This is a genomic window from Thermodesulfovibrio thiophilus DSM 17215 (genome assembly GCF_000423865.1).
Taxonomy (GTDB): Bacteria; Nitrospirota; Thermodesulfovibrionia; order Thermodesulfovibrionales; family Thermodesulfovibrionaceae; genus Thermodesulfovibrio; species Thermodesulfovibrio thiophilus.
In genome coordinates, this window is the sequence record NZ_AUIU01000012.1 from 1 (window position 1) to 11,424 (window position 11,424).

The following is an 11,424-nucleotide window of genomic DNA, read 5'->3' on the forward strand; positions in this document are numbered from 1 at the left end:
CCCCTGTGGTAGCTTTGATACAATCTCTTCCATTGCCTTCATTGCCTCACCTGAACTTCTTCCCTCAGCTGGTTCACCCCATATATTTATGGATGGAAAAGCATTATATCGTTCAAGCCTCGGTGATCCATAAATCCATTTCCCACTGGCTAGAGATGAAAACGGTGTCATCTTTCCATCCTTATTGCGAACATAAAGTCTATTAATGTGTTCTGGTAGCATTCTATAAGGAGCATCTGCCTGTATATAAACCTTTTTGGTTTTTCCTGTTCTTACAAAATCATTAACATAATAACCTCCAAATGCAGAAGATATTGTCTTATGAATTGAATCAATTGGAACACCAAGAGAACCTGCTTTTTCCCAGTCTATATCAACTTTATACTCTGATACATCATCCAGTCCATTTGGCCTCACATTTTTCAATCTTGGATCCTGCTTAGCCATCTGTAAAAACTGATTTCTTGCTTCCATGAGTTTTTCATGACCAAGCCCACCAAGATCTAATAGTTCAAAATCAACACCTGTTGCAACTCCAAGTTCAATTATAGAAGGTGGTGGAAAAACAAATATCTGTGCTTTTTTAATTTGTGAAAAGTATTTCATTGCTCTCTGTTGAACAGCCTCTACCTTGAGGTCTGAACTGTCTCTTAAATGCCAGTCTCTAAGACTTATAAAGGCCATTCCAGTTGACTGCGTCCTTCCGCTAAAACTGCTTCCGGAAATGATTGTAACAGTCTTAACGGCATCCTTTTCATATGTCATAAAGTAATGCTCTACCTCTTCTAATACCTTCTTTGTTTTGCCAAACGATGAACCACTTGGCAAATCAGCCTGAACAAGAAGTATGCCCTGATCCTCATCAGGCAGATATCCTGTTGGCAATTTGGTGAGTAATATCCCGAGAGTTACCACAATTACAATATAAACTACCACATAAAAAATAGAACGCCTGAATGAACCCTCAACCATTTTTGTATAAAAATGTCTGCTCTTAAAAAATACTCCATAGAATTTCTCAAAACCTAATCGGAAGAGTCTTGCAAGAATTCCTCTCTTTTTAGCTCCTTCTGCATGCTCTGGCCTTAAAAATGTTACACATAACACAGGAGCCAGTGTTAATGCTATGAACACTGAAAGTAACATCGCTGATATTATTGTTATTGCAAACTGCCTGTATATAACTCCTGTTGATCCTTTAAAAAATGCCATCGGTGCAAATACTGCTGAAAGTACTACTCCTATTCCTATAAGCGCTGTCGTAATCTGATCCATTGACTTTATAACAGCCTCTCTTACAGGAAGTTTCTCTTCCTGCATTATCCTTTCAACATTCTCTACTACTACTATGGCATCATCAACAAGCAGTCCTATTGCAAGTACCATCGCAAACATCGTAAGCATGTTTATTGAATACCCTGCAAGCCCAAGCACTGCAAATGTCCCAAGTACAACAACAGGAACTGTAATTGTTGGTATCAGGGTTGCGCGTATGTTTCCCATGAACAGCCACATAATAAAAAATACCAGTATAATTGCCTCAACTAGTGTTTTTGCAACTTCTTTTATTGCTACCATTGTAAATGGCGTTGTATCATAAAGATAAACAGTCTTTACTCCAGGAGGAAAATTCCTGCTTAGTTCATTCATTTTCTTCTGTATATTATTTGCAATATCAAGAGCATTCGCACCTGGAAGTGGCCTGATTGCCAGACCTGCTGCTGGCATTTTTCTCTTTCCATCTGTCTCAGAATAGTATGCTTCAATATCATAGTAGTCTGTACCCAGGTCCACTCTTCCTATATCTTTTACTTTTACTGATGAACCATCTGGATTAACTTTAATAGGAATGGAAGCAAACTCTTCTGGATTTTTAAGCATGGTTTGAACTATTATAGAAGCATTCAAACTTTGGTCTTCAACCTGAGGCATGCCACCAAACTGTCCTCCTGAGACTTCTATATTATATGACCTTATTGCAGAGATTACATCATCAACAGTCAGGTTATAACTGAAAAGTTTGTTAGGATCAAACCAGACTCTCATTGCATAAGGAAATCCAAATTCTTCAACCTCACCAACTCCCTGAATACGGGCAAGAATTGGTTTAACTATTGATGACATATAATCTCTTAAATCATACGCATCTAGTCTTCCATCTTGAGATACAATTCCAACAATCATGAGATAACTTCTTGTTGCCTTACCAACATCAACTCCTCCTCTTTGAACAACCTCTGGAAGTTTTGACATCGCAAGTTGCACTTTATTTTGAACTTTGGACCATGCAACATCTGGATCTGTTCCTGGCTCAAAGGTTAACTCAATACGACATGTTCCTGCTGAATCACTGTATGCTGATAGATATATCATGTTATCAAGACCTGTCATTTCACTTTCTATTATTTGAGTGACACTGTTTTCAACAGTTTCAGCAGATGCACCGGTATAAAATGTATTAACATATATAGAAGGAGGAGCTACAGGAGGATACTGGGCTATGGGAAGTGTATATATTGCAAGACATCCAGCTGCCATTATGGCTATTGCAATAACCCAGGCAAATACTGGACGATCCAGAAAAAATCTTGATAACATTATTGATTGCCTCGATTCTCAGTTGTCTTAGGAGCATAATACACAGCTTTAACAGATATATCTGGCCTTATTTTCTGAAGTCCTTCAATTATTACTAACTCTCCTTCAGATAGTCCCGAAGAAACAAGCCATTTGTTTCCTATTGCTCTGTCAATAATTGTAATAACTCCCATTTAGATAATCATGTTACTTATTTCTTTAGTATTTTTTTATAAAAATTATATGATACCATTATCCAAATATTTTTCTACAATTTTTTGAATATTTATTACTTAAATATTCTGAGATATTCGTCTTTGTAAGGCTATTCTCCTTTTAACATTTTTTATGTTTATTTGCTTGATTAACCAAATAGAAGACATTATAAATTTTTATCAACATTTAATTTTACAAATATAGTAAAATACTTTACCAAAAAGAGCTATAAAAAAACAAGTGAAAAAAGGTATATAATGAAAATTATAGCATGGAATAATACGAAGCAAAGAATTTCAAAAAAGAACGCTTTATCGTTAATGTATTACTTCATTCTCTTAAAAGGATATTAATCTATCCTCTGCCTTTAACTTTAAAATTTATTCCTGTAAAATTTTTCAACTACACAAAAAGTATACAATTTGATTTTTTATCAACTCCAGGATTTTTATAGAAGTCTGATGTTATTGAATAGGCACGGAGGGGATCGAACCCACGACCTCTTCCGCGTCAAGGAAGCGCTCTCCCACTGAGCTACGTGCCTAAAGTTATTGAATAATAAAACATTTTATTTTTTTAAGTCAAGTTGCACCTGACATCAGGGATACCTGTTTGGACGCATTCTGTATTCCCTTTATTTTTATAATATTTCATGAAATTATATTTCTCCGTGGATTTTGTGAAAAAATGGCCAAAGCTTTTTTTAATATGTCTCGCTCCTCCATTTGCATAATAAATGGTATGAACTCCTAAATCTTCTGATATCTCTTTTACTGTCTTTGTAGAATCTAAAGTATGTTCTACTGCTTCAATTTTAAATTCTTTTGTGTAAACTCTTCTTTTAATCATTTTTATTCACATCTCTACTTATTTTTATAGTTGCCTTATCTTTTTGTCTACTAAATTGTAGCAAGTTGACAATTCTTATTATACTCCCAGATTTTTTATCTGTTGACTTATTAATAATTGATGAGGTTGGGTTTAAAAAGATACCATTAAGCCATGTAGATGAGTTTTTTGAAGTAGTGAGAAGACGATATGAAGCTTCCTCAATTATACTAACAACAAATAGACCCTTTGAGGAATGGGCCAATATATTTGGTGATGCTGTTCTTGCTTCAGCTATAGTGGATAGGCTTGTTCACCATGCTTATATATTTAAAATTAATGGTAAAAGCTACAGGATTAAAGGATTTGTAAATGATTAAAATTTTTTATCAAACTGGGGAAAATAAAGTGCCCTAAGGTGGGGATTTTTAATTGACTTTAACAAGATGTGTATTTAAAATAATGACTGAGATTATTCCAATTATTTATCCAGGAAGTGGTGACATCGAGTATTTCTTACCCCACTTATCCTCAAGTTCATTTAAGGCTTCCTCAGCCATCTCTTTATTTAAAGCTCTGTATATGAGCTTTTAGCTCAAATAATCCTGTGGTGGATTTCATCATCTTACTGCTATTGCCATTCCTTCTGTTGTTTCCTGTATCTTTGTTTAAATGATAATCTAATTCAGCTTCTAATGCTGCCTCCGTTAGCTTCTTTATTAGTGGCGTTAAAATACCACCTTTACCTGATAAGGGTTTACCTTCCTTTAAATCTTCTAATGCTTTCCTGAAATCAAATACTTGCTCTTTCATGTCAGTCCTCCATATATTTGTTTTATATTACCAGACTGACACAAAACTTTGAACGGTCTCACAGACACAATTCTCTTGACAAGTCTCAGTTATCGCTGGATTTTGGTAAAATTTTTTAGTCAAGTCTTATATACGATTTCTTTCTCATATTTATAGAAACAATCTTACTTGTTATGAATCAGGAATTATTCTAAATCTCATGAAGTAACTTTTTCTATTTCTTGCAAATACTCTATAAGTCTCTTCCATGCCCTTTTATCTGCTACTTCTCTGTAGTTTTCAGTTCCAAAGACCGTAAATGCATGCGGTGCACCACTGTAAGTGGTCATCTCATGATTTACATTAAAAGCTTCAAGCTCCTTTACCAGTTGTGTAAATTCTTCAATCGGAATCATCGTATCTGCACTTCCATGAAATACTAAAATTTCTCCTTTTGTTTTTGAGTAATCCTGACCTTCAGGAGTTTTAAGTCCTCCATGAAATGATATGAATGATTTTAAATCTATCCCTGTTCTTGCAAATTCAAGTGCGACTGTTCCACCAAAACAATAACCCATAATTACAGCATTTTGTACGTTAGCTCCCAGTTGTCTTGCCTTATCATAAGCTGCAGAAAGAAGTTGTCTCATTTTTTTACGGTCATTATAAAGCATTCCAGTTAAATTCATCTTTTCTTCAATGCTCTCAGCCCTTACTCCTTTGCCATACATATCAATCAAAAAAACAGAGTATCCAAGCTCATTTAACATCCCTGCACGTTTCATTGCATAATCATTAATACCATTCCAGTCATGTACCAGAAAAACCAGCAGAGCATCTTTGCTCACCTTTAAATAATAAGATTCGTATTTCTCTCCATTAACTTCATATAAAACTGTTTGATTTTCTTCAGAAGCTTCTGTTTTAAATGTCATTGTCTTTTTACCCCCTTTTATATTTCTCTATTCATTTTCAATAATTGCAAGATAAGTTGAGACATTTGCTATTTCTTCTTGATCTCTAATTGATTTAAAAATTTCGAGGCCTTGTTCAAGTATTTCTTTGCAAGTGCCTTATTTCCCTGATCCATATATAATAAACCAATACATTTACAGGTTATACCTTCCCAGTATCATCTGTATTATTTTGAATTCCTGTCAGTCCATCAAAAAGATATTTTTCAGCATTATCAAACTTTTTCAATTTCCTGTGTGTATTACCAAGATTAAGGTCAGTTTTCGCATAAGTATGATAGTTAGCATATTTTTCAAAGATATTCATAGCTTTTGTAAAGTATTCTATCGCTTTTTTATAATCATTTTATAAACGTAGATATTTGCAATCTTATTATACATAAAAGCTTTATTTTTTTATTGGTTTCAAGTCTTAAAGATTCTCTATAGTAATACAAAGCTTTATTAAGTTCACCTTTACTCTTGAAAATTTCTCCAATACTGTTTGCCATTGTTGCTTCCACATGTGCTTTACCAAAATTTTTCAGAGAAATTATTTTTAAAAAATTTCTAATCATTGAAATAATAATTGTTATTTGATAAAATAAATTTTATAAAAATTAAAATATTGAAAGGAGGTAAGGCAATGACTAAAAAACTTCAAATCTATAAGTGTGAAAAGTGCGGGAACATTGTAGAAGTGTTACACGAAGGAATAGGTCAACTTGTCTGCTGTGAAATTCCGATGAAGCTTATGGAAGAAAATACAGTTGATGCTTCTCAGGAAAAACATGTTCCTGTAATTGAGAGAATTGGTGAAAATTACAAGGTTAAAGTTGGAAGTGTTCCACATCCAATGGAAGAAAAACATTATATTGAATGGATTGAGCTTATAGTAGATGGAAAGGCTTACAGAGAATTTCTGAGACCTGGTCAGTCACCTGAAGCTCTGTTTAGAGTTGAAGGTGAAAATATCTCTGCAAGAGAATATTGTAATATTCATGGACTATGGTTAAAACAAAAATAAATTAGGAAAACAAAATGAAAGATAACACTAAAGATCAGGTTTATGTTTGCGGACGATGTGGATACATCTATGATCCAAAGAAAGGCGATAAAAAGGGCAAAATCCCATCAGGAGTTCCCTTTGAAGAACTTCCAGAAGACTGGGTTTGCCCTCTTTGCGGTGCATCTAAAAGATGGTTTTCACAACAATTAGGGTAGAAAAGAAGATAAGCAGAGTAATAGGAAATGATGTTTCCACCATTTTGTGGAACAGGATCAATACTCAAATATAGTTTTTAAAAATAACGCACCTAAACATTGGAGCAACATATTTAAAAAAACATCAGAAGGAGAGTTTTTTGCCTTTAAGTTTAATCTTTTACAAAAACTTCTATAGCGAGCTCAGGGCAGACAACCGCACACATTGCGCAACCAATGCAATTAAGAGGATTTGAAAATTTAGCAGCAAAATAACCTGATGAATTAAAGCTTGATGAAATCTCAATACATTTTTGGGGACAGGTTAAAACACAGTATTTACATCCTTTGCATTTTTCTGAATCAATTACTATTGTTCCCTTTTTAACTTTTGTTTGCATGAACTTAATTTTAACTATTTTTTTGCCTTTAAGTCAATTTTTTTGATATACTTTTTTATGCATCCATATGTAAAACTTGCAAAGAAAACTGTAGAAGAATATGTAAAAATGGGGAAAATATCTCCAATTCCTGAAAAAATTCCAGCTGACATGCAAAAAAAAGCAGGAGTATTTGTTTCAATCAAGAAAAAAGGTCAACTTCGTGGATGTATAGGAACATTCTTGCCTGCTACTGAAAATATATATACAGAAATAGTGCGTAATGCTATAGCTGCAGCAACAGAAGACCCTCGTTTTCCTCCTGTAGATTCAACTGAACTTGATGAATTAGAGTATTCAGTTGATATTCTTAGTCATCCAGAACCTGTACAGAGCATGGATGAGCTTGATCCAAAAAAATATGGAATAATTGTTGTAAAAGGATGGCGTAAAGGTTTACTACTTCCAGACATCGAGGGAGTTGATACAGTAGACGAACAACTCAGGATTACCAAGTTAAAAGCAGGCATTAATCCATACGATGCTGATGTTGAAATTTACAAATTTAAGGTAGAAAGATATAAATAAAAATTAATATTCATGAACTACTGAAAATGTTTTTTCTTCCCAGATTTTATTCTGAATTATGTCTATCAAAGGTAAAACTGTCTTCTTATCAATCGCAGAAATGCCTATTGCATGATATCTGTTACAAATTTGTTGTACTTCTAAAGGCGTCAGTTTATCAGCTTTATTGAAAACAAGGATCACCGGTTTTGTATCAAGACCCAGTTCTCTCAAAATTCTGTTCACTGCATCAATATGATTTTCAAAATAAGGATTTGAAATATCAACAAGATGAATAAGCAAAGATGCATCTTCAAGCTCTTCTAATGTTGCTTTAAACGCAGAAACAAGGTCATCTGGCAGATCTCTTATAAAACCAACTGTATCAGTAATTATAAGCTCTCTTTCTTCGGGAAATTTAAGCCTTCTTGATGATGTATCAAGGGTTGCAAACATTTTATCTTCAACAAAAACAGAGCTTTTTGTAAGAGCATTAAGAAGCGTGGATTTACCAGCGTTTGTATATCCTATAATTGAAACAATAGGAATTGAAAGCTCTTTTCTTCTCTTCTTTCTCTGCTGTCTTGCTAGGTTGAGTTTTTTAAGTTCGACCTCAAGATGATGAATTCTTTCATTGATTCTTCTGCGGTCCACTTCTAGTTTTGTTTCTCCAGGACCTCTACCTCCAATTCCTCCAGCAAGCCTTGACATTGCTGTTCCTTTTCCTGTAAGTCTTGGAAGCATATATCTTAATTGAGCAAGTTCCACCTGCACTTTTCCATCTCGAGAATGTGCTCTTTTAGCAAAAATATCAAGAATTAGTTGACTTCGATCAATTACCTTTACCTCTGTCATGTCAGTAATTGCTCTTATCTGAGAAGGAGTTAGATTCTGGTCAAATACTAAAAGAGTAACTCCCATATCCATTGCTTTAATAATTAGCTCTCTTAGTTTACCCTCACCCATTAGATACTTTGGATTTATTTCTTTTACTCTTTGAATAATCTTGTCTATGACAATTAAATCTGTTGATTCTGCAAGCTGTTCTAATTCTTCCATATGTTCTTCAAGAATATATTTGGGGGCATTAGAGACACTTATTAACAGTGCTCTTTCTCTGTTATCCATTGTATCTATAACTCTCGCTCGATCCATTTCTGCTTCAAGATTGCTTATGAACTCCTTAAAATTTAGTCTGAAGGAGTTAAATTTCGAAGATAAAACTTCAAATTGTTTTTCTTTGCCATATGGTAAGAGATAAACTGTGTGAATATCTTCTGGAAAGCCTTTTTCATTGGTTAAAACAGCAAGAATATCAAATCTGAGAAGTCTTAAGTCAGATATATCTTCTCTATCTGGCAGTTCTTTGTTTAAATGAGTATGAATATATCGCAAGCCTCTCAAAGGCTTTTTCCCAATCGGAAAATTTTCAAGCTCGGGAATTAAAATAGATTGAGAACTTCCGATTATAATATGAGTGATATTGCCTGACCTGTTAATTAATACTCCAATTTGTCTGTTAAGTTCATAAGAAATAGAGCATAAAGATTTTGCCAATTCTGAAGTTATAAGAACTTCTACAGGTTGTTTTTTTCTGTAAAGTCTTTCTAATCCATGAATAATGCTTTTTTTTAATCCTGTTGTATTGCCATAAATTTTGGCTATTTTTTATACACCTCCCTCTTTAAAGAATATCAAAGTTGTAGATTTTTTCTCAAATTCAAATAATCAATGACAGTATTATTCTTGAAAGTACTGATAAGATTAATGCTACTGTGATTGTTAATACAGTTATTAATATCATTTTCCTGGCGCCTAATTCTCTTAAAAGTACACCCATAGTTCCAACGCAGGGAATATAAAAGAGTGTAAAAATTGTAAAAACAATTAACTGGACATTGGTCATTACAGTATTTAACTGAGTTGTATGCATTGCCTGAAAAAGCATAATCATCGAAAGCTCCTTTCTAAGGATACCAAAAACAAGAGTAATTCCTGTTTCCTCAGGTAATCCAAGCATCCAGCTTACTATTGGAGAGACTATTTTATTTAATATAGTGTCCATTTTAAAATATTCAAGCAAACTCAAAATAATACTGCTAATCACCAAAAGAGGCCATGCAACAAGCATAAAATCCTTCAATCTCAGCCAGGTTTTTAAAAAAATATTTTTCAATGTTGGAATTCTCAAAGGCGGAATTTCCATTATTAATCCAGGAGTTATCTCAGGAATAAACTTTGTTAATATGCCCCCAAGAATCATAACGATACATATATTGAAAATATAAAGCCCGGCTGCTGCCAGTCCTCCAATATATGCTCCTACAAGTCCAAATATTATAGTACTTCTTGCTGCGCATGGGATAAAAACAGAAAGGGCTGCTGTAATAAATCGATCTCTTGGAGATTCAAGGATTCTTGTTCCCATAACTCCCGGAACATTGCATCCATACGAAATAACAAACGGGAGAATACTTTTTCCATGAAGTCCGATTCTGTGCATAATTGTATCCATTAAAAAAGCCATGCGTGGGAGATATCCTATGTCTTCAAGAATTGTGAGCCCGATAAAAAAAGGTATCAAATAAGGTATGGCAACACCAAGTCCACCTGAAAAACCTTCAAGTAATCCTTTAAAAATAAAAAAAATTAAAGAATCATTTTCAAGAAAACCGGGTAATTTCTCAATCATGGAGTCAAAAATTCCCACAAGCGGATCCTCAACTATCCTGCCTATCTCAAACACTATAAAAAATATTCCAAAGACGATAATTAATAACAGCGGATAGCCAAAATATTTATTGGTAAGAATATCATCCACATTTTCTCGCAAACTTTTTGATGGTTCTCCAACTTTTGACACTTCCTCAAATATATTCATTGTGAGAGCATGCCTTTCAGAAGATATTACACTGTCTGTATGTCGTCCATGCGTTTTTTTGATTTCTTCTCTTATTTGTTTAATTTTGTTAAAAAATTCAGGATAATTTCTGATTTCTTTAAATATTTCCTGATCTCCTTCAAGAAGTTTCAATGAAATGTATCGGCCTGGAATATTTTTAACAAGTTCTGTAGGCATCATTTTTTCAATTTCTTCAATTTTTTCTTCAATGTCTTTATGAAACAATTGAATTTTAGGAATTAATTTTTTATAATATGCTTCTTTAGCCGAGCTAAATATTTTATCAAGCCCGATTCCTTTATTTGCAACAGTTTCAATAACAGGCACTCCAAATATCTGAGAAAGCTTCTCTTTATTTATTTCAATTCCTTTTCTACGAGCCTCATCCATCATGTTAAGACAGATAACCATGGGAACCTGTAATTCGGCAAGCTGAAGTGTGAGTTCAAGACTTCTTGAAAGGGTGGAAGCATCAATTACATTTATAACAACATCTGCCTGTCCTGATAAAATGTATTTTCTTGATTCAAGTTCAGCCATATCAATGGCGGTAAGAGAATAAATACCCGGCAGGTCAACTATTTCAAATACTTCATCTCCGAGTTTAACTGTACTGACAGTATAATTAACTGTCTGTCCTGGAAAATTGGCTGTAACTGTTTTATATCCTGCAAGACCGTTAAATATGGTGCTTTTACCCGCATTGGGCTGCCCTATAAAAGCAATTTTCATTCAATTTCCTCAACCTCAATCTTTGAAGCCACTCCTTTACCCAATGCAAGATCATATCCATTAACATCTAAAAGCACAGGTCCACCTAAAAATGAGCTCTTTTTTAAAACTGCGATATCGCCAATATGAATTCCGAGGCATTGAAGATGGTGCCTGATTCCTTTACCGCCTGAAATCTTCAAAATCTTAATTTTTTTCCCATTTTCTATATCAAGCAGAGTCTTCACTAAAGCCTCCAGATGGAATTATTTGTTAATAATAATATATTTTTCAA

Annotated in this window: 12 protein-coding genes, 1 tRNA gene and 3 pseudogenes; 4 read left to right on the top strand and 12 right to left on the bottom strand. The window is 33.8% G+C overall.

Annotated features, from left to right (window positions below; all coding sequences use genetic code 11):
* The 4 genes and pseudogenes from G581_RS0102840 to G581_RS12420 form a co-directional block, all read right to left on the bottom strand.
* On the bottom strand, positions 1–2,598 hold a 2,598-nt coding region (locus G581_RS0102840), incomplete at its 3' end, for an efflux RND transporter permease subunit (RefSeq protein ID WP_028844522.1).
* A complete protein-coding gene (locus G581_RS12015) occupies positions 2,598–2,771 on the bottom strand; it encodes a permuted SH3 domain-containing protein (protein ID WP_156875181.1) in 174 nt (57 codons plus the stop codon). The genes G581_RS12015 and G581_RS0102840, both read right to left, overlap by 1 nt.
* Positions 2,772–3,265: 494 nt before the next feature.
* Positions 3,266–3,337: transfer RNA gene (locus G581_RS0102850), tRNA-Val, on the bottom strand.
* Positions 3,338–3,505: 168 nt separating this feature from the next.
* Positions 3,506–3,642, bottom strand: a pseudogene (locus tag G581_RS12420) (transposase); the annotation flags it as partial.
* 65 nt (positions 3,643–3,707) lie between these two features.
* Here G581_RS12420 and G581_RS0102860 point away from each other — a divergent pair.
* On the top strand, positions 3,708–4,001 hold the full coding sequence (locus G581_RS0102860) for an ATP-binding protein (RefSeq protein WP_028844523.1): 294 nt from the start codon (positions 3,708–3,710) through the stop codon (positions 3,999–4,001).
* 211 nt (positions 4,002–4,212) lie between these two features.
* On the opposite strand, the pseudogene G581_RS0102865 reads toward G581_RS0102860, so the two are convergent.
* From G581_RS0102865 to G581_RS0102880, 4 genes and pseudogenes are all read right to left on the bottom strand, one after another.
* A pseudogene (locus G581_RS0102865) lies at positions 4,213–4,434 on the bottom strand (IS256 family transposase); the annotation flags it as partial.
* A gap of 197 nt (positions 4,435–4,631) precedes the next feature.
* On the bottom strand, positions 4,632–5,348 hold the full coding sequence (locus tag G581_RS0102870; RefSeq protein WP_028844525.1) for a dienelactone hydrolase family protein: 717 nt from the start codon (positions 5,346–5,348) through the stop codon (positions 4,632–4,634).
* A 181-nt stretch (positions 5,349–5,529) separates the two neighbouring features.
* A pseudogene (locus G581_RS12020) lies at positions 5,530–5,718 on the bottom strand (tetratricopeptide repeat protein); the annotation flags it as partial.
* A gap of 10 nt (positions 5,719–5,728) precedes the next feature.
* A complete protein-coding gene (locus G581_RS0102880) occupies positions 5,729–5,944 on the bottom strand; it encodes a hypothetical protein (protein WP_028844526.1) in 216 nt (71 codons plus the stop codon).
* A 68-nt stretch (positions 5,945–6,012) separates the two neighbouring features.
* Here G581_RS0102880 and G581_RS0102885 point away from each other — a divergent pair, with 68 nt between their 5' ends.
* Both G581_RS0102885 and G581_RS0102890 read left to right on the top strand, forming a co-directional pair.
* Positions 6,013–6,393, top strand: coding sequence for a desulfoferrodoxin (locus G581_RS0102885; RefSeq protein ID WP_028844527.1), 381 nt, complete (start codon positions 6,013–6,015; stop codon positions 6,391–6,393).
* 14 nt (positions 6,394–6,407) lie between these two features.
* Positions 6,408–6,590: a rubredoxin gene (locus tag G581_RS0102890; RefSeq protein WP_028844528.1), complete on the top strand. Its 183-nt coding sequence runs from the start codon at positions 6,408–6,410 to the stop codon at positions 6,588–6,590.
* Positions 6,591–6,742: 152 nt separating this feature from the next.
* Here G581_RS0102890 and G581_RS0102900 read toward each other — a convergent pair whose 3' ends face one another.
* Entirely contained in the window at positions 6,743–6,970 is a 228-nt protein-coding gene (locus G581_RS0102900; RefSeq protein ID WP_028844529.1) for a 4Fe-4S binding protein, read from the bottom strand.
* A 57-nt stretch (positions 6,971–7,027) separates the two neighbouring features.
* Between G581_RS0102900 and amrA the strand changes: the two genes are divergently transcribed.
* Positions 7,028–7,537: an AmmeMemoRadiSam system protein A gene (gene amrA / locus G581_RS0102905; protein ID WP_028844530.1), complete on the top strand. Its 510-nt coding sequence runs from the start codon at positions 7,028–7,030 to the stop codon at positions 7,535–7,537.
* Between the two features lie 3 nt (positions 7,538–7,540).
* Here the strand turns inward: amrA and hflX are convergent, their stop codons facing one another.
* The 3 genes from hflX to G581_RS0102920 form a co-directional block, all read right to left on the bottom strand.
* Positions 7,541–9,073: a GTPase HflX gene (gene hflX / locus G581_RS0102910; protein WP_083962579.1), complete on the bottom strand. Its 1,533-nt coding sequence runs from the start codon at positions 9,071–9,073 to the stop codon at positions 7,541–7,543.
* Positions 9,074–9,236: 163 nt separating this feature from the next.
* The gene (gene feoB, locus G581_RS0102915) at positions 9,237–11,150 is read right to left on the bottom strand and encodes a ferrous iron transport protein B (RefSeq protein ID WP_028844532.1); all 1,914 of its coding nucleotides are present in this window, start codon (positions 11,148–11,150) and stop codon (positions 9,237–9,239) included.
* The gene (locus G581_RS0102920; RefSeq protein ID WP_028844533.1) at positions 11,147–11,377 is read right to left on the bottom strand and encodes a FeoA family protein; all 231 of its coding nucleotides are present in this window, start codon (positions 11,375–11,377) and stop codon (positions 11,147–11,149) included. Before G581_RS0102920 ends, feoB begins: the two co-directional genes overlap by 4 nt.
* Positions 11,378–11,424: the final 47 nt, after the last annotated feature.

Coding starts and splice junctions, on each gene's coding strand:
- G581_RS0102870 (WP_028844525.1), bottom strand. CDS start 5,348: ATGACATTTAAAACAGAAGCTTCTGAAGAAAATCAAACAGTTTTATAT.
- G581_RS0102885 (WP_028844527.1), top strand. CDS start 6,013: ATGACTAAAAAACTTCAAATCTATAAGTGTGAAAAGTGCGGGAACATT.
- G581_RS12015 (WP_156875181.1), bottom strand. CDS start 2,771: ATGGGAGTTATTACAATTATTGACAGAGCAATAGGAAACAAATGGCTT.
- feoB (WP_028844532.1), bottom strand. CDS start 11,150: ATGAAAATTGCTTTTATAGGGCAGCCCAATGCGGGTAAAAGCACCATA.
- amrA (WP_028844530.1), top strand. CDS start 7,028: ATGCATCCATATGTAAAACTTGCAAAGAAAACTGTAGAAGAATATGTA.
- G581_RS0102890 (WP_028844528.1), top strand. CDS start 6,408: ATGAAAGATAACACTAAAGATCAGGTTTATGTTTGCGGACGATGTGGA.
- G581_RS0102880 (WP_028844526.1), bottom strand. CDS start 5,944: ATGATTAGAAATTTTTTAAAAATAATTTCTCTGAAAAATTTTGGTAAA.
- G581_RS0102900 (WP_028844529.1), bottom strand. CDS start 6,970: ATGCAAACAAAAGTTAAAAAGGGAACAATAGTAATTGATTCAGAAAAA.